General features: G+C 65.4%; 23 protein-coding genes. 13 read left to right on the top strand and 10 right to left on the bottom strand.

Annotated elements, in window-relative coordinates:
* The first annotated feature begins 33 nt into the window (after positions 1-33).
* Genes KT882_RS18740 through KT882_RS18750 form a run of 3 tightly spaced genes read left to right on the top strand, consistent with a single transcriptional unit; the run spans position 34 to position 5,968 of the window.
* Positions 34-1,389 (top strand): MFS transporter, encoded by a 1,356-nt coding sequence (locus KT882_RS18740; protein ID WP_228893015.1) that lies wholly within the window; start codon positions 34-36, stop codon positions 1,387-1,389.
* Positions 1,390-1,415: 26 nt separating this feature from the next.
* The gene (locus KT882_RS18745; RefSeq protein WP_228893016.1) at positions 1,416-3,773 is read left to right on the top strand and encodes a GH36-type glycosyl hydrolase domain-containing protein; all 2,358 of its coding nucleotides are present in this window, start codon (positions 1,416-1,418) and stop codon (positions 3,771-3,773) included.
* Positions 3,770-5,968, top strand: a complete 2,199-nt coding sequence (locus KT882_RS18750) for a beta-glucosidase (RefSeq protein WP_228893017.1) — start codon at positions 3,770-3,772, stop codon at positions 5,966-5,968. The genes KT882_RS18745 and KT882_RS18750 overlap by 4 nt, the downstream gene beginning before the upstream one ends.
* On the opposite strand, the gene KT882_RS18755 is transcribed toward KT882_RS18750, so the two are convergent.
* Positions 5,965-6,660: a DUF899 family protein gene (locus KT882_RS18755; protein ID WP_161073173.1), complete on the bottom strand. Its 696-nt coding sequence runs from the start codon at positions 6,658-6,660 to the stop codon at positions 5,965-5,967. The genes KT882_RS18750 and KT882_RS18755 overlap by 4 nt on opposite strands.
* 112 nt (positions 6,661-6,772) lie before the next feature.
* Here KT882_RS18755 and KT882_RS18760 point away from each other — a divergent pair, with 112 nt between their 5' ends.
* On the top strand, positions 6,773-7,897 hold the full coding sequence (locus KT882_RS18760) for a sensor histidine kinase (RefSeq protein ID WP_228893018.1): 1,125 nt from the start codon (positions 6,773-6,775) through the stop codon (positions 7,895-7,897).
* Positions 7,898-7,903: 6 nt separating this feature from the next.
* Here the strand turns inward: KT882_RS18760 and KT882_RS18765 are convergent, their stop codons facing one another.
* Genes KT882_RS18765 through KT882_RS18775 form a run of 3 tightly spaced genes read right to left on the bottom strand, consistent with a single transcriptional unit; the run spans position 7,904 to position 9,026 of the window.
* Positions 7,904-8,302, bottom strand: a complete 399-nt coding sequence (locus KT882_RS18765) for a DUF3592 domain-containing protein (RefSeq protein WP_228893019.1) — start codon at positions 8,300-8,302, stop codon at positions 7,904-7,906.
* 12 nt (positions 8,303-8,314) lie between these two features.
* Positions 8,315-8,602 (bottom strand): RnfH family protein, encoded by a 288-nt coding sequence (locus KT882_RS18770; RefSeq protein WP_228893020.1) that lies wholly within the window; start codon positions 8,600-8,602, stop codon positions 8,315-8,317.
* Positions 8,592-9,026, bottom strand: coding sequence for a type II toxin-antitoxin system RatA family toxin (locus KT882_RS18775; RefSeq protein WP_228893021.1), 435 nt, complete (start codon positions 9,024-9,026; stop codon positions 8,592-8,594). The genes KT882_RS18770 and KT882_RS18775 overlap by 11 nt, the downstream gene beginning before the upstream one ends.
* A 92-nt stretch (positions 9,027-9,118) precedes the next feature.
* Between KT882_RS18775 and smpB the strand changes: the two genes are divergently transcribed.
* From smpB to KT882_RS18795, 4 genes are all read left to right on the top strand, one after another.
* Positions 9,119-9,568: an SsrA-binding protein SmpB gene (gene smpB / locus KT882_RS18780; RefSeq protein ID WP_161073168.1), complete on the top strand. Its 450-nt coding sequence runs from the start codon at positions 9,119-9,121 to the stop codon at positions 9,566-9,568.
* 64 nt (positions 9,569-9,632) lie between these two features.
* Positions 9,633-10,385, top strand: coding sequence for a hypothetical protein (locus KT882_RS18785; RefSeq protein ID WP_228893022.1), 753 nt, complete (start codon positions 9,633-9,635; stop codon positions 10,383-10,385).
* Positions 10,385-10,945, top strand: a complete 561-nt coding sequence (locus KT882_RS18790; RefSeq protein ID WP_161073166.1) for a FlgO family outer membrane protein — start codon at positions 10,385-10,387, stop codon at positions 10,943-10,945. Before KT882_RS18785 ends, KT882_RS18790 begins: the two co-directional genes overlap by 1 nt.
* Positions 10,946-10,957: 12 nt before the next feature.
* Complete coding sequence (locus KT882_RS18795; protein ID WP_161073165.1) at positions 10,958-11,494, top strand: hypothetical protein; 537 nt, start codon at positions 10,958-10,960, stop codon at positions 11,492-11,494.
* A 68-nt stretch (positions 11,495-11,562) separates the two neighbouring features.
* Here KT882_RS18795 and KT882_RS18800 read toward each other — a convergent pair whose 3' ends face one another.
* The 4 genes from KT882_RS18800 to KT882_RS18815 all read right to left on the bottom strand — a co-directional run bounded on the left by KT882_RS18800 (position 11,563) and on the right by KT882_RS18815 (position 14,430).
* Positions 11,563-12,399, bottom strand: coding sequence for an NAD-dependent protein deacetylase (locus KT882_RS18800; RefSeq protein ID WP_161073164.1), 837 nt, complete (start codon positions 12,397-12,399; stop codon positions 11,563-11,565).
* A 24-nt stretch (positions 12,400-12,423) separates the two neighbouring features.
* A complete protein-coding gene (locus KT882_RS18805; protein WP_161073163.1) occupies positions 12,424-12,957 on the bottom strand; it encodes a DUF1993 domain-containing protein in 534 nt (177 codons plus the stop codon).
* Between the two features lie 84 nt (positions 12,958-13,041).
* A complete protein-coding gene (locus KT882_RS18810) occupies positions 13,042-13,485 on the bottom strand; it encodes a DUF4259 domain-containing protein (protein WP_161073162.1) in 444 nt (147 codons plus the stop codon).
* 42 nt (positions 13,486-13,527) lie between these two features.
* Positions 13,528-14,430, bottom strand: a complete 903-nt coding sequence (locus KT882_RS18815; protein ID WP_321170269.1) for a LysR family transcriptional regulator — start codon at positions 14,428-14,430, stop codon at positions 13,528-13,530.
* Between the two features lie 121 nt (positions 14,431-14,551).
* Between KT882_RS18815 and KT882_RS18820 the strand changes: the two genes are divergently transcribed.
* The 5 genes from KT882_RS18820 to KT882_RS18840 all read left to right on the top strand — a co-directional run bounded on the left by KT882_RS18820 (position 14,552) and on the right by KT882_RS18840 (position 17,919).
* Positions 14,552-15,769, top strand: coding sequence for an MFS transporter (locus KT882_RS18820; RefSeq protein ID WP_228893024.1), 1,218 nt, complete (start codon positions 14,552-14,554; stop codon positions 15,767-15,769).
* Positions 15,770-15,853: 84 nt separating this feature from the next.
* Positions 15,854-16,582: an SDR family NAD(P)-dependent oxidoreductase gene (locus tag KT882_RS18825; RefSeq protein ID WP_228893025.1), complete on the top strand. Its 729-nt coding sequence runs from the start codon at positions 15,854-15,856 to the stop codon at positions 16,580-16,582.
* Between the two features lie 13 nt (positions 16,583-16,595).
* Positions 16,596-16,892 carry a DUF1330 domain-containing protein gene (locus KT882_RS18830; protein ID WP_228893026.1) on the top strand — a complete coding sequence of 99 codons (297 nt, stop codon included), beginning with the start codon at positions 16,596-16,598 and terminating at the stop codon, positions 16,890-16,892.
* A 218-nt stretch (positions 16,893-17,110) separates the two neighbouring features.
* Positions 17,111-17,497, top strand: coding sequence for a BPSL0067 family protein (locus KT882_RS18835; protein ID WP_228893027.1), 387 nt, complete (start codon positions 17,111-17,113; stop codon positions 17,495-17,497).
* Positions 17,494-17,919, top strand: coding sequence for an STY0301 family protein (locus KT882_RS18840; protein WP_228893028.1), 426 nt, complete (start codon positions 17,494-17,496; stop codon positions 17,917-17,919). The genes KT882_RS18835 and KT882_RS18840 overlap by 4 nt, the downstream gene beginning before the upstream one ends.
* Positions 17,920-18,065: 146 nt before the next feature.
* On the opposite strand, the gene KT882_RS18845 is transcribed toward KT882_RS18840, so the two are convergent.
* Both KT882_RS18845 and KT882_RS18850 read right to left on the bottom strand, forming a co-directional pair.
* Entirely contained in the window at positions 18,066-18,989 is a 924-nt protein-coding gene (locus tag KT882_RS18845; protein WP_228893029.1) for an SPFH domain-containing protein, read from the bottom strand.
* Positions 18,990-19,025: 36 nt separating this feature from the next.
* Entirely contained in the window at positions 19,026-19,451 is a 426-nt protein-coding gene (locus KT882_RS18850) for an NfeD family protein (protein WP_228893030.1), read from the bottom strand.
* Positions 19,452-19,500: the final 49 nt, after the last annotated feature.

The raw sequence follows: 19,500 nt of genomic DNA on the forward strand, positions 1-19,500 counted from the left end.
AAACTGCCCGTCCCCCATCACCGAAAGCACTCCGTGGCTGCAGTACTCAACACTCCCTTGTCGTGGCGCGAGAAGTTCAGCTACGGCATTGCCGATATGGGTTTCAATTTCTATTGGACCAATATCGCCACCTTCCTGCTGTTCTTCTACACCGACGTATTCGGCATTTCGGCCGCCGCAGCGGCGTCCATGCTGTTCATGATCAAGATCGTCAACGCCTTCACCGATCCGCTGATCGGCGCGCTGGCCGACCGCACCACCACCCGCTACGGCAAGTTCCGCCCCTACCTGGTGTGGATGGCCGTGCCGCTGGCCGCCGCCGCCGTACTGACCTACACCACGCCTGACCTGGACCACGACGGCAAAACCGCCTGGGCCTACGGCACCTATCTGCTGATGATGGTGTGCTACACCGCCATCAACATCCCCTACAACGCGCTGTCCGGCGTGATGTCCGGCGATCCGCAGGAGCGCTCCACCATCAACGGCCTGCGCTTCATCTTCGCCTTCGCCGGCAGCACGCTGGTGACGGCCGCCACGCCCTTCATGGTGCGCCTGCTGGGCGGCGGCGACGACAAGCAGGGATGGCAGCTCACCATGCTGGCCTGGGGCATCGCCGCGACGGCGCTGTTCGTGCTTACCTTCGCCAACACGCGCGAACGCATCGCGCCCGCCGCCGCGCAAAAGAGCAACGTGGCGCAGGACATCAAGGACCTGAGCCGCAACCGCCCCTGGCTGGTGCTGTTCTTCCTGGCCCTGGTCATCATGATGACGATCACGCTGCGTACGTCCACCGCCGCCTACTATTTCAAGTACTTCGTCGGCCGCCCCGAGCTGATGGCCAGCTTCGTCCCGGCCTATATGCTGGCCGCTGCGGCGGGCGCCTCGCTCACGCCGCTGATGACGCGCTTTATCGACAAGAAGAAGCTGCTCATCATCCTCATGAGCTGCACCACCGTGCTGTCCAGCGCCTTTTTCTTCGTCGGCAAGGACCAGGTCTGGCTGATGTTCGCGCTGCAGATCGCGCTGGGCTTCGTGCTCGGCCCCAAGTCGCCGCTGGCCTTCTCGATGTACGCCGACACCGCCGACTACAACGAATGGCGCACCGGCCGCCGCGCCACCGCCATGACCTTCGCCGCCGCCACCTTCTCGCAGAAGCTGGGCACCGCGCTGGCCGTGGCGGTCATCGGCTCGCTGTTCACGGCGCTGGGCTATGTGCCGAACGCCGCGCAGTCCACCGGCTCGCAGGCGGGCATCGTCTGGCTGATGTCGCTGATTCCCGCCTTCTTCGCCGTGCTGGCCGTGGCCGTGATGTTCTTCTACAACCTTGATCAACAAAAGCTGGAGCAGATCCAGTCTGAACTGGCCGCCCGCAAGGCGGAAGTTTAAGCTTACAGATATACCGGAGATACCCAATGCTACGCCCAACCCACGATGGCGACCGCTATGAACTGACCAGCCCGACGGCCATGCCGAAAGCAGGCGGCTTCCTGTGGAACCAGAAAATGATGATACAAGTGACCTGCCGGGGCTACGCCACCGCGCAGTTCATGCAGCCGGAGCCCGCGAAGTACGCCTATGCGCCCAACCTGGAGGCCAAGACCTTCATGCAGCCGGAGCAGAACTACTACGCCCACCATCCGGGCCGCTTCGTGTACATCAAGGACGAGGAAAGCGGCGAGCTGTTTTCCGCGCCCTACGAGCCGGTCCGCGCGCCGGTGGACAGCTTCCGCTTCTCGGTCGGCAAGAGCGATATCGAATGGGCGGTGGAGCACCTGGGCATACGCGTGGAGCTGACCCTGAGCCTGCCAACGCAGGACGTGGTGGAGCTGTGGTCGGTCAAGGTGGTGAACCTGTCCGGCCGTCCGCGCAAGATCAGCGTCTACCCCTACTTCCCCATCGGCTATATGTCGTGGATGAACCAGTCCGCCGAATACCGCCTGGACCTGGGTGGCGTAGTGGCCAGCTGCATCACGCCGTATCAAAAGGTTGCGGACTACTTCAAGAACAAATTCTTCAAGGACCGCACCTACTTCCTGTGCGAGACGCCGCCGGATTCCTGGGAGACCATGCAGCAGGCTTTCGAGGGCGAAGGCGGCCTGCATGCGCCGTCCGGCATCCAGCGCGCAGAACTGGAACGCAGCGACGCACGCTATGAAACGCCCACGGCCGCCGTGCAGTACCGCTTGGCGCTGGACGCAGGCGCCGAGCGCGAACTGCGCTTCATCTTCGGCCCGGCCTTCGACGACGCGGAAATCCGCGCCATGCGCGGCAAGTACCTGAGCCAGTCCGGCTTTGCCGATGCCAAACGCGACTACGCCTGGTATATCGAGCAAGGCCGTGGCGTGCTGCAGATAGAAACGCCGGACGCGGAACTGGACAACTTCGTCAACAACTGGCTGGCGCGCCAGGTCTACTACCACGGCGACGTGAATCGCCTGACCACCGACCCGCAGACCCGCAACTACCTGCAGGACAATATGGGCATGAGCTTCATCAAGCCCCAGGTGGCGCGCGCGGCCTTCATGCACGCGCTGTCGCAGCAGGAAGCCAACGGCGCCATGCCGGACGGGATCCTGCTGGTGGAAGGCGCTGAGCTGAAGTATATCAACCAGGTGCCGCACACCGACCATTGCGTGTGGCTGCCGGTGTGCCTGAAAACCTATCTGGACGAAACCGGCGACTACGCCATGCTGCGCACACTGGTGCGCGGCGCGGAGGACGGCGTGGAGCAGACGGTGTTCGAGCGCATCAGCCGCGCCATGGACTGGCTGCTGGAAGCGCGCGACGAGCGCGGCCTGAGCTTCATCGCCCAGGGCGACTGGTGCGACCCGATGAATATGGTGGGCTACAAGGGCAAGGGCGTGTCCGGCTGGCTCACCGTGGCCACCGCCTACGCGCTGAACCTGTGGGCGGACATGTGCGCCCAGCTGGGCCGCGAAGACCGCGCAGCGCACTACCGCGAAGGCGCGGCCGAGGTGAACGCCGCCGCCAACACCCACTTCTGGGACGGCGACTGGTTCTCGCGCGGCATCACGGACGACGGCGTCACCTTTGGCACCAAGAAGGACAAGGAAGGCCGCATCTGGCTCAATCCGCAGGCCTGGTCCATCCTCGGCGGCGCGGCCAGCCCGGAGCAGCGCGGGAAAATGCTGGCGCAGGTGGATGAGCAGCTCAGCACCCCGTATGGCGTGGCCATGTTTGCGCCGCCGTTCAGCGCCATGCGCGAGGACGTGGGCCGCGTCACGCAGAAGCATCCCGGCTCGGCGGAAAACGGCGCCGTGTACAACCACGCGTCCGTGTTTTACATCTACAGCCTGTACACGGTGGGCGAGTCCGACCGCGCCTACAAGCTGTTGCGCCAGATGATACCCGGCCCGACCGAGGCGGACTACCTGCAGCGCGGCCAGCTGCCGGTGTTCATCCCCAACTACTATCGCGGCGCCTGGCACCAGTATCCCAAGCAGGCGGGCCGCTCCAGCCAGCTGTTCAACACCGGCACAGTGTCGTGGGCCTACCGCTGCTTTATCGAGGGCCTGTGCGGCCTGCAGGGCGACGCCGAAGGCCTGCGCATCAATCCGCAGCTGCCCAAGGGCTGGAACAGCATGAAGGTGACGCGCCTGTTCCGTGGCGCCAAGTTCGTGCTCGACATCCGCCGCACCGACGTGAAGGAAGTGATGGTCACGCATGCCGGCCAGTTCCTGCCGTCCGCGCATATCAAGGACATCGCGCCGGGCGCCACCTACAACCTCAACGTGTTCGTGCCGGCATGACGCTCCGGGCGGCAAGCGCAGGCGCCGGCCTGCTGGCGCTGTTGTCGACGCTTGCGCTGGCCTGCCCCGCGCAGGCCGCGCCCGGCTCGGACGAGCGCGCCGCCCGCCTGGTGGAGGGCATGACGCTGGAGGAAAAAATCCAGACCGTGTTCGGCTACTTCGCCACCGATTTCAAACCTAAGAACCATATTGCCCCTAAAGAAGCGCGGCGCGACTCGGCCGGCTACGTTCCAGGCGTGGCCCGGGTCGGCCTGCCGCCGCAATGGCAGGCCGATGCGGGCGTGGGCGTGGCCACGCAAAGCAGTTCCAAACAGCCGTACGAGCGCACCGCCCTGCCCTCCGGCCTGGCCACCGCCGCCACCTGGAACCCCGCGCTGGCCTACGCGGCCGGCGCCATGATAGGCAAGGAAGCCCGCCAGTCCGGCTACAACGTCATGCTGGCCGGCGGCGTGAACCTGATGCGCGACCCGCGCAACGGCCGCAATTTCGAATACGCGGGCGAGGACCCTCTGCTGGCCGGCGTGATGGCCGGCGAGCAGATACGCGGCATCCAGTCCAACCACATCATCGCCACCGTCAAGCATTTTGCCTACAACGGGCAGGAGACCAAGCGCTTCACCGTCAGCTCGGAGCTGGGCGACGCGGCCGCCCGCATGTCGGACCTGCTGGCCTTCCAGATCGCCATCGAACGCGGCGATCCGGGTTCCGTCATGTGCGCCTACAACCGCGTGAACGGCGTGTATTCCTGCGAAAACCCCTACCTGCTCAACGAAGTGCTCAAGCGGGACTGGGGCTACAAGGGCTATGTGATGTCGGACTGGGGCGCGGTGCATTCGACCATCCCTTCCGCCAACGCGGGCCTGGACCAGCAGTCCGGCTGGCCTTTCGACCATTCGGCCTACTTCAGCGACGCCTTGCGCGAAGCCGTGACCAACGGCCATGTGCCGCAGCAACGGCTGGACGACATGGTGCGCCGCATCGTGCGCGCCATGTTCGAGCATGGCGTGATGGACCATCCGGTGGCAATCGAACCGGAAGCCAGCATCGACTTCAGCGCGCACGCCGCCGTCACGCAGGCGGGCAGCGAGGAGGCCATGGTGCTGCTCAAGAACAGCGGCGCGCTGCTGCCGCTGGGCGCGGGCACGCGCTCCATCGCCATCATCGGCGGCCATGCGGACAAGGGCGTGCTGTCCGGCGGCGGCTCGTCGCAGGTCCACGCGCACGGCGGCATGGCGGTGCCCAACGAAGGCCCGGCCGAGTTCCCCGGCCCCATGGTCTACCATCCCTCGTCGCCCATGCAGGCGCTGGCCGCGCGCAGCAAGGCCCGCCTGGCCTACCTGGACGGCAAGGATATCGCCGCGGCCGCCACGCTGGCCGCAGCGAGCGACATCGCCATTGTCTTCGCCACGCAGTGGACCGCCGAGAGCGTGGACGCGGCCTCGCTCTCGCTGCCGGGCGGACGGGACGAACTGATCGCCGCCGTGGCGCGCGCCAATCCGCGCACCGTGGTGGTGCTGGAAACCGGCGGCCCCGTCGCCATGCCCTGGCTGGCGGACGTGGGCGCGGTGCTGCAGGCCTGGTATCCCGGCACGCGCGGCGGCGTGGCCATCGCCCGCGTGCTGAGCGGCGAAGTGAATCCTTCCGGCCACCTGCCCGCCACCTTCCCCGCCTCCGAATCCCAGCTGCCGCGTCCCGCCATCGAGGCGGACCAGCCGCGCGCGGACTACAACATCGAAGGCGCGGCGGTCGGCTACAAGTGGCACGACCTCACCGGCCGCAAGCCGCTGTTCGCCTTCGGCCACGGCCTCTCCTACACCAGCTTCGCCTACAGCGGCCTGACGGCGCAATTCAAGGACGGCGTGCTGTCGGTCACGTTCAGCTTGAAGAACACCGGCGCGCGCGCCGGCAAGGCGGTGCCGCAGATCTACGTCGCGCCGCTGGCGGGCGGCTGGGAAGCGCCGCAGCGCCTGGGCGCCTGGGACAAGGTGGCGCTGCAGCCGGGCGCCGGCGCGACGACCACGGTGACTGTCGATCCGCGCCTGCTGGGCGTGTACGACAGCGCCAGCAAGACCTGGCGCGTGGCCGAGGGCGGCTACCTGGTCACGCTGGCCAGCGCCGCCGACGCACCGGCCGCCGCGGTGCAGCTGCATTTGCCTGCATTCACGGTCGATGTGCGTGGCCAGCTGCGCCGTTAATCGTAGGCCAACGCGGGATACCAGCCGCTGCCCCGCCCGGCCGGCGTGAGGTCGAGAATATTCCACAGCGGCGTGGGGTCGGGCGCGCCGCGCGCGTCCTGGCCCGGGTCTTCGGTGCCGCCCATCTCGGCGCCCCAGAAATGGCGGACCTTCGCGCCGTCCTTCACCCATACGTCCAGCGCGGGCCATTCGCTGCCGTCCGGCGCCAAACCGCGATAGTCGCGCGCAAAATCATCGCCGGCGGTGGCGTAGAACGTCAGGTTGCGCCAGCCCCGCTCGCGCGCGAAGGCGAGCTGGCGCTCCACCGGCGAGCGGCCCAGCACCGCAAACGCCACGCGCTGCGAGATGTCGCGCACGGGAATGTCCAGCGCGCCGAGAAAGGCGGTGCACATGGGGCATGGGCGCTCGCGCTGCGGGCCGTACATCCAGAAGTAGGTGACCAGTGTGTCGTGCCGGCCGAACAGCGCGGCCAGCGGCACGGTGGCGCCGTCTTCATTCTTGAAAAGATAATCGGGCGCTTCGCCGCCCGCCGGCAAGGCGCGCCGCTGCGCCGCCACACGCTCGATGTGGCGGCGCAGCTCAATCTCCTCGGCCAGCAGCGCCGTGCGGGCGGCGCGGTACTCGGCGCTGTCGTTCGGATAGGGCTTGCTTGCGGCTGAGGCAAGTTCGGCGGCGGGTTTGAGCTGATCCATGGCAGTCTCCCGGGTTCTGAATCGGCCACCCTAGCCTGGTCCGCACCCGCTTTCGGTGCGCGACTTCACATATAGGTTATGATTCCTCAACTAAACGCCTCAATGCCCCTTCATGCGACTTTCCCTGTTTATCACGCAGCACCTGGAGGGCATACTCGCTGAATGGGAAGCATTCGCCCGTACCCAGGGGCCGTCCGCCAGTCACATGTCCTCGCTGGCTCTCAGAGACCACGCGAAACTCATCCTTACAGCCATCGCCGCCGAGATCGAAACGGCCCAGACGCCGCACCAGCAGCAGGAGAAGTCTCGCGGCCTGGCGCCGGAGGCGCTGGGCCAGGAGAGCGCCGCCGCCACGCATGGCACGCTGCGCCAGCTGAGCGGCTTTTCGCTGATCCAGCTGACGGCCGAATTCCGTGCGTTGCGCGCCACCGTGCTGCGCCTGTGGCTGCCGCATGTGTCGGCCGTGACGGACACCACGGCCAGCGACATGGTGCGCTTCAACGAGGCCATAGACCAGGCACAGGCCGAATCCGTGGTCACCTACTCCCGCCGCGCGGCTGCCGCGCGCGACACCTTCCTGGCCATACTCGGCCATGATTTACGCAGCCCGCTGGCCACCATCTCCCTGGCCGGCTCCTACCTGACCACTTCCGCAGTGGACCCGAACAAAAGCCGCGAAGTGGGCAAACGGGTGCAGCGCGGCGTGGCGTCGATGACGTCCATGATCAACGATCTGCTGGAATACGCGCGCGTGCAGCTGGACGGCGAAATTCCCATCGCCGCCGAGCTGATGGACCTGGCCGAGATCTGCCAGGCAGCGCTGGAAAATGCGCGCGCGGTGCATCCGAACTGCCCTTTCGAATTCGCCGTCTCGGGCGATCTGCACGCGCGCCTGGACAAGCACCGCATGCAGCAAGTGCTGTCCAACCTGCTGAACAACGCGGCCCAGTACCGCGACCAGAGCGCGCCCGTAGTCATGGCGGCCGTGGGCGAACAGGATGCGGTGGTGGTGTCGGTGCAGAACCACGGCCTGCTGATTCCGCCGGAGGCGCGCCAGGCCATTTTCGATCCCATGGTGCGCCTGCCCGGCGACGACGGCGGCAATGGCCGTTCGCTGCGCAGCATAGGCCTGGGCCTGTTCATCGCGCGCGAAATCACGGCCGGCCACGGCGGCACATTGGAAGTGGAATCGGACAGCGCGCACGGCACCGTGTTCACGGCGCGCATTCCGCGCTGAGGCCTGTCAGCGCAGCAGGTCCGACAGCACGCGGGCGGCGAAGCTGGCCATGCAGGCGCCCATCAGCAAGGCGATGGCGGACATCAGCCAGCCGCCGTTCTCCTGCGCCATCTCCGGCCGCGCGGCGCGGTACTCCACCTTCACCGTCAAACCGGCGGGCTGCGGCTCATTGTGCTGCCAGCTGCTTTCAAAGCGGTGGCTCTGCCGCCCCGCCGTGAATTCGATCACGCTGTGGTAGTGGATGCCTTCGGCGTCCGGGTCGGTGCTCTTCCAGGGCCGCGCCACGGTATCCACCCCCCGTCCCTCGGTGCGCACGCAGGAGAGCTTGAACCACACGCGGTAGATGCACAAGGCCACGCCGATCAGCAGCAGCGGCAGCAGGAACAGCAGGATGGCGAGGCGCATGCGGGCGGCGCGCTATTCGGGCTTGCGCACGCGGCGGCGGCGGGCGTTCTTGGGGTCGGCGATCAGCGGACGGTAGACTTCCACCCTGTCGTGCTCGCGCAGCACCGTGTCCAGCGTCTTCTTCTTGCCGTAGATGCCGACCGCCATCGCGGCCAGGTCGACGCCCGGCACTTCCAGCGCCAGCCCGCTCACGTCCAGCGCGCGCTGGATGGAGGCGCCGGCCTCCAGCCGCAGCGCGCGGCGGAATTGCAGCGTGCTGGTGGCGTAGCACACCTCGACGTTGATCTGTTCAGCCGCCATAGACCGTGTCGGCCCGCTTGCAGAAGGAGTCAACCATGCTGTTGGCGATAATGCCGAACACGGGGCCGACCACTTGCTCCAGCAGGCGGCTGGAAAATTCGTAGTGCAGGTCGAGTTCGACCTTGCAGGCGTCCTCGCGCAGCGGCTTGAAGGTCCAGGTGCCGTCGAGGGTCTTGAAAGGGCCGTCCACCAGCTGCATCTTCATGCTGTGCGGCGGCGTGTTCACGTTGGACGTGGTAAAACTCTGGTGGATGCCGTGGTAATGGATGGCCAGGCTGGCCACCACGGTGTTCTCGCCGCGCTCGCGCACGTCAACGCCGCCACACCAAGGCAGGAATTTGGGATAATCTTCGACCTTGGCCACCAGCTCGAACATCTGTTCCGCGCTGTAGCCCAGGATAACCGACTTGTGCACTACTGCCATTGTGTTACCGTTTGCTATGATGTTGGTTTATCCGCGCTCCGCGCGCGGCGAAACCGTAGTTTAACCGACCCGCACTGTTTTACCCACCACCCATGACTATTGCCGATAACAAAAAAGCCTTTCACGATTTCTTCATCGAGGACCGCTATGAAGCGGGCCTGGTGCTCGAAGGCTGGGAAGTGAAGGCAATCCGCGACGCGCGCGTGCAGATCAAGGAAGCCTACGTCACCATCAAGGGCGACGAGCTGTTCCTGTTCGGCGCCCATATCAGCGCCCTGCCCACCGCGTCCACCCACATCAGCCCGGAAGCGGTGCGCACGCGCAAGCTGCTGCTGCACCGTAACGAGCTCGACAAGCTGATCGGCAAGGCCACGCGCTCCGGCTACACCCTGGTGCCGCTCAACCTGCACTACAAGGGCGGCCGCGTGAAATGCGAAATCGGCCTGGCCAAGGGCAAGAAGCAGCACGACAAGCGCGCCACCGAGAAAGACCGCGATGCCTCGCGTGAAGTGGCCTCGGCCATGAAACAGCACCGTCGCTAATGCGCCACGGCGTGGCCGCCGCGCCGGTTTTCACCGCCGCAGACATTTCTATCTAGAAACTGTCATGGTAAACTGGCGTGGCAGCACTAATTCACGACGCGAGGACAATATGGTGACGAAAACGGCAGCAATCTTGATTTCCGGCGCGCTGCTGGCCGGCTGCGCCGGGCGGCAGATTCCCCAGACGCCGTACAGCCCGGTCCCGGTCGCCAATAATTTCCCCACCAGCAACCAGTACACGCTGCAAGCGACGGCGCACTGGGCCGCCATCGCCCAGCATATCGAGCAGGGCCTGGCGGCGGACCTGAAAAAGAGCCCGACCCGCCCCTTCTTCATCGCCGAACCGCCGCCGCAGGCCTCGCCGTTCCAGCGCGCGCTGTCGGCGCAGCTGGTGTCGGCGCTGGTGCGCGACGGCCACGTGGTGTCGCGCACGCCGGCCGGCTCCTTCAAGATCGATATCGACGTGCAGGCGCTGACCTTCGCGCCCGGCCGCACGCAGTACCGCTATCCGGGCGAACCAACCGCCATCGCCGCCGGCGTGCTGGCGCTCACCGCGATCAAGCCGGTGGCCGGCGTGATCGCCGGCGTGGCCGCCTACGACGCCTACCAGTACCAGCACGCCAAGTTCGACGCGGGCGCCACGCCGCAGACGGAGCTGCTGGTGACCGTGTCCGTGTCCGACCAGTACCGCTACTATGCGCGCAACAGCTCCGCCTATTACGTGGCCGACAGCGACCGCACCCTGTACGGCATTCCGCCGGAAGCGCCGCCAGAATCGAAGTTGTTGAAAACGTTCCAAGTCAAGGGTGACCGATAATGCGCAAACTCGCGCCGCTGTGCGCCATGCTGTGCGCCGCAACACTGCCGCTGCTGCTGGGCGCCTGCTCCAGCACCCCGGCCAAGGAAGAAACCAATTACGCCACGGTGTCGTCCAACCAGTTCATCGCGTCCAACTACAAGGCGGCGGACACGCTGCTGTCGCAGCTGAACGGCAAGCTGCTGGCGGACAAGCCGCTGATCATGGCCACCGTGGTCAATATCGACGCGCTGGAGCAGACCACCACGCTGGGCCGCCTGGTGTCCGAGCAGATTTCCACCCGCCTGTCGCAGGGCAACCTGAACATGGTGGAAATGAAGCTGCGCAACAGCGTCTACCTGAAGCGCGGCCAGGGCGAGCTGATGCTCACCCGCGAAATCGGCCAGGTGGCGCAGCAGCACAATGCGCAGGCCATCGTAGTGGGCTCCTACGCCGAGACCAGCGACATGGTGTTCGTCAATGTGAAGGTCATCCAGCCCAACACCAACCTGGTGCTGGCGGCGCATGACTACGCGCTGGCCAAGGAAGGCATCGTCCGCTCGATGCTGATGCAGCACTAGGCAGCGCCGCCCATGATCGCCACCCGGGTTGAGCTGCTGGACGATCTGCTGCAAGAGCATGAAACCGCGCTGGGCCTGGATCTCCAGGCCTACCGCAACCACGCTTACCGCGTACTCAATTTTTGCAATGCCCTGTCGCCCGCGCAGCCGGACCGCACGCCCAAGCTGGCCATTGCCGTGGCCTTCCACGACCTGGGCATCTGGACCGCGCGCACCTTCGACTATCTGCCCCCATCCGAGGCGCTGGCCGCCGCTTATCTGGACAGCAAGGGCTTGAACGCCTGGCGCGGCGAAGTGCTGGGCATGATAGGCCAGCACCACAAGATCACCCGCTGCGAGCCGGGCACGCCGGCGCTGGTGGAAACCTTCCGCCGCGCGGACTGGGTGGACGTGACGCACGGCGTGATTTCCCACGGCCTGCCGCGCGCCTTCCTGGGTGAAGTGTTCGCCGCGTTTCCCGATGCGGGCTTCCACAAGCGGCTGCTGCAGCTGTCCTGGCGGCGGCTGCTCAGCCATCCGCTAAGCCCGTTGCCGATGATGCGGTTGTAGGACGCGCCGGCGCGGCCAAATTGGCGGGTTACGGCTTCGCCTAACCCGCCCTACAGGATCCTGCGGCGTCACACCAGCATCGGCAGCACCGTCTCGGCGGACGCGGCGACTTTCAGCGACAGCAGATGGTCCGCCCGCGTCACGCCCGCATTGATGGCGGCGATGGGCTTGCCCGTTTCGGCCGCCAGCTTGCAGAAGCGGAAGCCGGAAAACACCATCAGCGACGAGCCCACCACCAGCAGCGCGTCCGCGTCCGCCATGGCCTGCAAGGCTGCTTCGGTGCGCGGCTTGGGGATGGTGTCGCCGAAGAACACCACGTCCGGCTGCAGCACGCCTGCGCAGCGGGCGCAGTGCGGTACCAGGAAGTGCTCCAGCGCCTCCGGCTCCAGTTGCGCGTCGCCGTCCGGCAGCGGCTGGGCGTCGGCGGCGGCCAGTTGCGGATTCTCGCGCAGCAGCTGGTGCTGGATCTCCGCCCGCGCGTACTGCGCCTGGCATGCCAGGCACACCACGCCGTGTATATTCCCGTGCAGTTCGATCAGATTGCGGCTGCCCGCGCGCTGGTGCAGGCCGTCCACGTTCTGCGTGATCACGCCACCCACCCTGCCCGCATGCTCCAGCGCCGCCAGGGCGCGGTGGCCGTCGTTGGGCGCGGCCTGCGCCAGCGTGGGATAGCCCACCATGCTGCGCGCCCAGTAGCGGCGGCGCACCGCGTCCGAGCGGCGGAACTCCGGCCCCTGCACGGGAGCGCGGCCGCGCCGCACGCCGTCCTTGTCGCGGTAATCGGGAATGCCGGAAGCGGTGCTCAGGCCGGCGCCTGTGAGCACCAGCACTTTGCTGTGGCGCGCCAGGAAGCCGTCCAGCGCGGCGACGCCGGCGCTGGCTTCGTGTTCGGAATAGATCTGCATGCCGTCATGCTAACCCAAGGCGCTTTATTTCGCCTGAGGGAAGCTGAAACCGGCCTGGTACTGGTGGTAGCCGTCGAAGTCCTCTTTGCCGACAGGGACGCCCTGGCTGCGCAGAATGGCGTGCGCGGTGACGAGGTGGAAGAAGAAGTTCGGCAGCGCATAGGACAGCACGTAGTCCCTTCCCGAGAAGACCGGCGACACCAGGCCGGCCGTGGTGACCACCTGCATGTCCTCGGCCGCGTCGATGCGGTCTTCGGGCACATCCTCCAGGAAATCGACCGTGGCGGCGATGCGGGCGCGCAGCTGGTCCCAGTCCTGGCCGCCCCCGCCCAGCACCGGCAGGTCCGCCGACAGCAGGGGGCAGCAGGCGCGCACGGCGAAGGAGCAGGCGGTCGTCACCTGCTGGGCGAAGGGGAACATCCCTTCCGCCAGCGCCGCGCCCACCAGCGCCCGGCCGGTGCGCCGCTCATGATTTTCACCCACGCGCAGCGTTGCATGCAACTGCTGCAGATAATGTATAAACACCGGCACGCTGGCCGTGTAAAGCGTGGTCCCCACGATATTCTCTGTTTCTATTGTCGACAAGCTACACTTTGCCATTGTGCTGGGGCAATGGCAAACATTACGATATAAAGCGTCGCATTATGGTGCGGACGTAGACGGCGTCAGCAGTATGCGTGCCTGCAGGTCCGCGACGGCAGCACGCCAGTCCTCGTAGTGCTCGCTGTCCTGCCACAGTTCGCGCAGCTCGGAGCGCTCGGACAGGATATGCTCGATGGCGCGCTGCGATTTCTCGATCAGGTCCGCGCGGCGCTTGGTGGTCTTCTGGCTCACTTCCGCCACCCAGGCGGCCACGTCGGCGGTGTTTTCGTCATCCTCGCCCGGCTTGCCGTACAGCCGCGCCAGCACTTCGATCGCCGCCAGGCCTTCCGCCGCGAACGGCGCCTCCAGGTAGTCCGCGCTGTCCGGCGACAGCACGTTGTTCAGCGTGTCCTCGATGAAGAACAAGTCCTTCGATTCCTGCAGATCCTGCGCCCAATCCAGCGCGAAGTCGTTGCCGAATGCGCCTACCGCCCAAGTACCCATATTCTTTCCTGTCTGCCCAAGTTTGCGATAGGCGCCATGTTATTACACTTCCCACAGCTGGAGATCCGCTTCTTGCTGAAACAGGCTGCTCAGCCAGTCGGCGAACACGCGCAGCTTGGGGGCGGCCATGCGGCCCTGCGGGTACAGCAGGGAAATCGGCATGGGCACGGGCGGCCAGGCCTGCAGCACTTCCACCAGCTCGCCGGCCTGCAAATGCGGGCGCGCCTGGTAGGCGCCGACCTGCGCCAGCCCCATGCCCTGCAAGGCACAGCTCAGGTAAGCGTCCGCGTCGTTGACGGAGATGGCGCCCGCCATATCGGCCTTCACCACCTTGCCGCCCACCTGGAAATCCCAGTCGAAGGCGCGGCCGGTGCGGCCGGAAAAGTGGACCACGGCCTTGTGCGCAGCCAGGTCGTCCAGCGTGCGCGGTACGCCGTGGCGCTCAAGATAGCCAGGCGCGGCGCAAGTGAGGAAGCGCATGCTGCCGATCTGGCGCCCCACCAGCGAGGAGTCCTGCAACTGGCCCACGCGCAGCGCGCAATCTATGCCCTCCTGCACCAGGTCCACGATGCGGTCGCTCAGGCTGAGCACCAGCTCGACTTCGGGATACGCCGCGCAGAACTCGCCGATGCGCGGCATCACCATGCGGCGGCCCAGCGTGCCCGGCAGGTCTATGCGCAGCTTGCCTTTGGGCTGGCCAGCGCTGGCGCCACGGAAGCCCGCCTCTGCCGCCTCCACCGCGCCCAGGATATCCACGCACTGGCGGAAGTAGTCGGCGCCGTCGGGCGTGAGCGACAGGCGGCGCGTGGTGCGCTGCAAGAGCCTGGTGCCGAGGAAGGCCTCCAGGTTCTGCATGGTGGCCGTCAGCGCCGCGCGCGGCAGGTTCAGCGTCTCCGCCGCCTTCGTGAAGCTGTTCGCTTCCACGATGCGGACGAAGGTTTGCATGGCTTTTAGCCTGTCCATTGTTCAGATTAAGTGAAAAGTGTATGAGGATTATGCCCTAATTATCTGAAGACGGCTTCTCCCTAGAATGGGTTGTATCGCATATCCATTCTGAGAGGCAAAAATGAACAAGGACATTTCCAAAGGCATGGTCTGGCTGCTGGCGATCGCCTGCGGGCTGATCGTCGCCAATCTCTACTACGCGCAAACGCTGGTGGGGCCGATCAGCGCCGCCACCGGACTCTCGCCCGAGGCGGCCGGCCTCATCGTCACACTCACGCAGGCGGGCTATACCCTGGGGCTGCTGTTCGTGGTGCCGCTGGGCGACCTGCTGGAGAACCGCAAGCTGGTGGTTGGCGCGCTGCTGTTCACCGCCGCCGCGCTGGCCGCAGCCGCCAGCAGCACCAGCGCCTGGACCTTCCTCGCCGCCGCGCTGGCCATCGGCCTGGGCTCGGTCGCCGCGCAGGTGCTGGTGCCGTTCGCAGCACACCTGTCGCTCGAAGCGACGCGCGGCCAGACCGTGGGCAAGGTCGTCAGCGGCCTGCTGATGGGTATCATGCTGGCGCGGCCGGTGGCCAGCCTGGTGGCGGACGCATCGAGCTGGCACGTGGTCTTTGGCGGCGCCGCCGTCGCCATCGTGGCGCTGGCGGCGGTACTGCGCTGCCAGCTGCCGGAACGCGTGCCGGCCTCGCCCGTGCCCTACCGCAAGCTGATGGCGTCGCTGTGGCATTTGTTCCTCACGCAGCCCGTGCTGCGCCGCCGCGCCGCCTACCACGCAGGCCTGTTCGGCGCCTTCAGCCTGTTCTGGACCGTCGCCCCGCTGATGCTGGCCACGCCCGCCTTCCACCTGTCGCAGACCGGCGTGGCCGTGTTCGCCCTGGTCGGCATGGCAGGCGCCATCGCCTCGCCCATCGCGGGCAAGCTGGCCGATTCGGGCCATACGCTGATGGCAACCGCCGCCGCGCTGCTGCTGGGCTTGGTCAGCTTCCTGCTGCCGCTGTTTGCGCCGGACTCGGCTGCCATGCGCAACGTATCGCTGGCCATCCTCGCCGTGGCCTCCATCGTGCTCGACATGGGCGTGGCCGCCAACCTGGTGCTGGGCCAGCGCGCCATCTTCAGCCTGGGCGCCGAAGTGCGCAGCCGCCTGAACGGCCTGTACTTCGCCCTGTTCTTCGCCGGCGGCGCGCTCGGTTCCGCGCTGGGAGGCTGGGTCTACGCCAGCCACGGCTGGTACGCCGCCCTGCTTACCGGCGCGGCCTTCCCGGGCCTGGCGCTGCTGTACTGGATGTCCGAATACCTGGCCAGCCGCTGCACCACCCAGCCAATTCATTACACGATGTAATAATAGAAGCTCCTGGTGCCGCCTTTATCGGCCGCAGCGTTGGAAGTAAAGTTCATCTCATCAACCACCCACCAGGAGCACAGCATGACCCAACAGCAGAAAACCATTATCGTGACCGGCGCATCTCAAGGTATAGGCGCAGGCATAGTTGAAGCATTCCTGGCGCGCGGCTACAACGTGGTGGCCACCTCGCGCAGCATCAGCAAATCCGAAGCGTTCAAGCCGTCCGCCAATCTGGGGCTGGTGGATGGCGACATTGGCGAACTCGCCACCGCCACCAAGGTGGTGGCCGCCGCCATCGAACAATTCGGCGGCATCGACGGCCTGGTGAACAACGCCGGTATCTTCATCGCCAAGCCCTTCCTCGACTACACGCCGGAAGACTTCGCCGCGCTGTCGCACACCAACCTGGAAGGCTACCTGTACATCAGCCAGCTGGCCATCAAGCAGATGCTGGCGCAGGGGCGCGGCGGCAGCATAGTCGGCATCTCGAGCACGCTGGTCGGCAGCCCGAACCGCGCCTTGACCGCCGCAGTGCCGATGATCACCAAAGGCGGCATCGAGGCCGTGACGCGCAGCCTGGCGTCCGAATTCGCGCCGCAAGGCATCCGCGTCAACGTGGTGGCGCCCGGAATCGTAGACACCCCGCTGACCAATGGGATTCCAGCCGACTTTCTCAAATCGCTGGCGCCGAACAACGCCACCGCCGGCGTTGAAGACATCGCCCAAGCCGTGGTATATCTGACAGAAGCAAAACAAGTCACCGGGGAAGTGCTGCGCGTCGATGGCGGCGCCCACAATGGAAAATGGTAACCATGGAGGCAGTATGAATAAAGGATATTGGATCGTCGCCTACCGGTCCATCTCGGACCAGGCAAAAGTGAAGGCCTACGCCGAGCTGGCGCGGCCACCGATTGACGCAGCAGGCGGACGCGCGCTGGTGTTCAACGCGCGGCCGGAGGTGCAGGAGGCCGGCGTGCAGCAGCTGACGGTGGTGATCGAGTTCCCCTCCATCGAAGCGGCGCGGGAAGCGTATGCCAGTCCCGCTTACGCGGCATCGCTGGTAGCACTGGGCGACGGCGCCGAACGCGATTTCCGCATCGTCGAAGGTCTTCCGCAATAAGATAGGCTTACCAGGCTGTGCCGGCGCCCCCATGCCGGCATGGCCCGCTCCCACGAGCAGACCGCTATCGGTCAGTCCCTTGTGTCTTCACCACATGACGTCGGTCAAACAGAGACAGAGACCAAGCATCTTCATTGACTTTCACCAAAACCGACCGCCGCGCTGAGACCCAAACTCACTCAGGTTCGCTTCGAACCGGGAAACTAAGGGGAACTCAAATGGCCTACGAATACGGGAAAGTAGATGATCTGGAAAAGCATGAGCTAGTAGGCTCGCATCAATGTGTCGCTCTCGTACAGCTATATGCGGGTGCGCCACGGACATTGAGCTGGAAGCCAGGAAAGGCCGTCTTAGGCAACACCTCACTAAAAAAGGGAACGGCAATAGCTACTTTCGTCAATGGCCGATACCAGAACCTTAACCATGGCAACCATGCAGCACTGTACTTGCGGCAAGGAATCAATGGCATTTACGTGATGGACCAGTGGAAAAACAAAAAGGACAAAAAAATATCATCCCGATTCATCCCCTCTCTCGGAAAGGACAAAAAAGGAAGATTTGTCTCCCCAAGCGATAATGCCGACGCCTTTTTTGTAATCGAATGAGCGATATGAACACGCCGACAATCTTCAGCCTCCTCGTCGTCGCGACGGCTCACGCTGCCATCGCGGCGCCGGCACCGGTCCGCTGCCCGTCATCCGTTTCTATCTCTACGACGCAGGTCCCCGGCTGGACCTCCAGCGTAAGATCCGAGCTCTTTCTAAACTCTGCAGCCCCAATCAGCGGCCCGCCCGAAATGCGCGGGGATCTTGCTGAATTTACCAGCAAGCCCGGCAAACAGGAATGGTCATACACGTATGACCTTGATAGACCCTTTCCAAACGGGAAGTGGCTAGAGTGCGGCTACGGCGCCCACAATGAAGTCACGCTCTCTAAGCCGCTCCCGGACAAGCTGAAATCCTGCTCATTTACATATAGCAAAGGCGAAAAAGCAGGCCAGCATGAAATCAGGATTCATTGCGTCTAAGGGGTGCGCTGGGTGCTCAGCGCTTTCCGGCAGCGCTGCTGCAACTCTGGCTCGGGGCTGGCGGCTACAGGTTCGATATACGATTGCGCATATAAGAGAAACACCGCTCGCAGCAGCCAGCCCAATACGGACAGCACGCCGGCGGCCTAGCTCTTTTGCGTCTTCACCACCTGCATCGCGGTGGCGATCAGGCCGCTCATGTCGCCCAGGTTGGCGGGGACGATGAGGGAGTTGTTGGTCTTGGCCAGTTCCGCGAAGGCCTGGACGTATTTCTCCGCCACTTTCAGGTTCACCGCGTCCGAGCCGCCCGGCGACTGGATGGCGGCGCCCACTTCGCGCAACGCACCGGCGGTTGCATCAGCGATGGCGATGATCGCGGCCGCTTCACCCTGCGCGCGGTTGATGGCGGCCTGTTTTTCGCCTTCGGAGCGGGCGATCGACGCCTCGCGCTCGCCGGTGGCGATATTGATCTGCTCCTGCTTGCGGCCTTCGGATGCGGCGATCAGCGCGCGCTTGCTGCGCTCGGCGGTGATCTGCGCCTGCATGGCGTGCAGGATCTCGGCCGGCGGCGTCAGGTCCTTGATCTCGTAGCGCAGCACTTTCACGCCCCAGTTGGCGGCCGATTCGTCAATTGCGTTGACGATGGCGGTGTTGATGTGCTCGCGCTCCTCGAAGGTCTTGTCCAGCTCCATGCGGCCGATCACCGAACGCAAGGTGGTCTGCGCCAGCTGCGTGATGGCGGCGATGTAGTTGGACGAGCCGTAGGACGCGCGCATGGCGTCGGTAATCTGGAAGTAGAGGATGCCGTCCACCTGCAGCTGCGTGTTGTCGCGCGTGATGCAGACCTGCGGCGGCACGTCGAGCGGGATCTCCTTGAGCACGTGCTTGTAGGCGATACGGTCCACGAAGGGCACCACGATGTTCAGCCCCGGCCCCAGCGTGGCGTGGTATTTGCCCAGCCGTTCCACCACCCAGGCATGCTGCTGCGGCACCACGTTGATGGTCTTGAAGACGAATACCAGCGCCAGGATAAAGATGACAAAGCTGACGTTGCCTATGCCGATTTCCATTTAATTCTCCACGTTGTTGACAAGCAGATTCAAGGTTCAGGCGCCGACGATCAGCCGGCTGCCCCGTACTTCGCGTATCGTGTACAGCCCAGGCGCGGCCAGCGGCGTCGCGCCCGGCGCCAGTTCCACGTCCCACAGCGCGCCCCGGTACATCACGCGCGCCACGCCGTCCTGCCACGCGGGCACGCTGACGGTCTGGCCGATATCCATATTCACATTCGGGTCCACCGCCGCGTCCACGCCGGTATGACGGCCGTACTTGCTGCGGTACAGCAGCCCGGTGGCCAGCACGCCCACCACGGCCGCAATCACCGTCTGCAGCGGGCCGGACGCGCCCGCGAACGCCGCCGCCGCGCCGGCAGCCAGCCCGATGGCGATCATCAGCAGGTAGAAGGTGCCGGTAAGCAGCTCCAGCACCACCAGCACGCCTGCGGCCAGCAGCCACATACTCCAGTCAGACATGATGCCTCCTCGTTGTGAAAAATAAAAAACCCCCGCTGCCTGCGAAGGC

Source organism: Pseudoduganella aquatica (genome assembly GCF_020865585.1).
Classification (GTDB): domain Bacteria; phylum Pseudomonadota; class Gammaproteobacteria; order Burkholderiales; family Burkholderiaceae_D; genus Rugamonas; species Rugamonas aquatica_A.

Excerpts from the sequence above, each read along its gene's own strand:
- KT882_RS18760 (WP_228893018.1), top strand. The coding sequence starts at position 6,773 with ATGCGACTTTCCCTGTTTATCACGCAGCACCTGGAGGGCATACTCGCT.
- smpB (WP_161073168.1), top strand. The coding sequence starts at position 9,119 with ATGACTATTGCCGATAACAAAAAAGCCTTTCACGATTTCTTCATCGAG.
- KT882_RS18750 (WP_228893017.1), top strand. The coding sequence starts at position 3,770 with ATGACGCTCCGGGCGGCAAGCGCAGGCGCCGGCCTGCTGGCGCTGTTG.
- KT882_RS18800 (WP_161073164.1), bottom strand. The coding sequence starts at position 12,399 with ATGCAGATCTATTCCGAACACGAAGCCAGCGCCGGCGTCGCCGCGCTG.
- KT882_RS18755 (WP_161073173.1), bottom strand. The coding sequence starts at position 6,660 with ATGGATCAGCTCAAACCCGCCGCCGAACTTGCCTCAGCCGCAAGCAAG.
- KT882_RS18785 (WP_228893022.1), top strand. The coding sequence starts at position 9,633 with ATGGTAAACTGGCGTGGCAGCACTAATTCACGACGCGAGGACAATATG.
- KT882_RS18810 (WP_161073162.1), bottom strand. The coding sequence starts at position 13,485 with ATGGGTACTTGGGCGGTAGGCGCATTCGGCAACGACTTCGCGCTGGAT.
- KT882_RS18765 (WP_228893019.1), bottom strand. The coding sequence starts at position 8,302 with ATGCGCCTCGCCATCCTGCTGTTCCTGCTGCCGCTGCTGCTGATCGGC.
- KT882_RS18815 (WP_321170269.1), bottom strand. The coding sequence starts at position 14,430 with ATGCAAACCTTCGTCCGCATCGTGGAAGCGAACAGCTTCACGAAGGCG.
- KT882_RS18825 (WP_228893025.1), top strand. The coding sequence starts at position 15,854 with ATGACCCAACAGCAGAAAACCATTATCGTGACCGGCGCATCTCAAGGT.
- KT882_RS18820 (WP_228893024.1), top strand. The coding sequence starts at position 14,552 with ATGAACAAGGACATTTCCAAAGGCATGGTCTGGCTGCTGGCGATCGCC.
- KT882_RS18745 (WP_228893016.1), top strand. The coding sequence starts at position 1,416 with ATGCTACGCCCAACCCACGATGGCGACCGCTATGAACTGACCAGCCCG.
- KT882_RS18835 (WP_228893027.1), top strand. The coding sequence starts at position 17,111 with ATGGCCTACGAATACGGGAAAGTAGATGATCTGGAAAAGCATGAGCTA.
- KT882_RS18795 (WP_161073165.1), top strand. The coding sequence starts at position 10,958 with ATGATCGCCACCCGGGTTGAGCTGCTGGACGATCTGCTGCAAGAGCAT.
- KT882_RS18775 (WP_228893021.1), bottom strand. The coding sequence starts at position 9,026 with ATGGCAGTAGTGCACAAGTCGGTTATCCTGGGCTACAGCGCGGAACAG.
- KT882_RS18790 (WP_161073166.1), top strand. The coding sequence starts at position 10,385 with ATGCGCAAACTCGCGCCGCTGTGCGCCATGCTGTGCGCCGCAACACTG.
- KT882_RS18830 (WP_228893026.1), top strand. The coding sequence starts at position 16,596 with ATGAATAAAGGATATTGGATCGTCGCCTACCGGTCCATCTCGGACCAG.
- KT882_RS18840 (WP_228893028.1), top strand. The coding sequence starts at position 17,494 with ATGAGCGATATGAACACGCCGACAATCTTCAGCCTCCTCGTCGTCGCG.
- KT882_RS18845 (WP_228893029.1), bottom strand. The coding sequence starts at position 18,989 with ATGGAAATCGGCATAGGCAACGTCAGCTTTGTCATCTTTATCCTGGCG.
- KT882_RS18770 (WP_228893020.1), bottom strand. The coding sequence starts at position 8,602 with ATGGCGGCTGAACAGATCAACGTCGAGGTGTGCTACGCCACCAGCACG.
- KT882_RS18850 (WP_228893030.1), bottom strand. The coding sequence starts at position 19,451 with ATGTCTGACTGGAGTATGTGGCTGCTGGCCGCAGGCGTGCTGGTGGTG.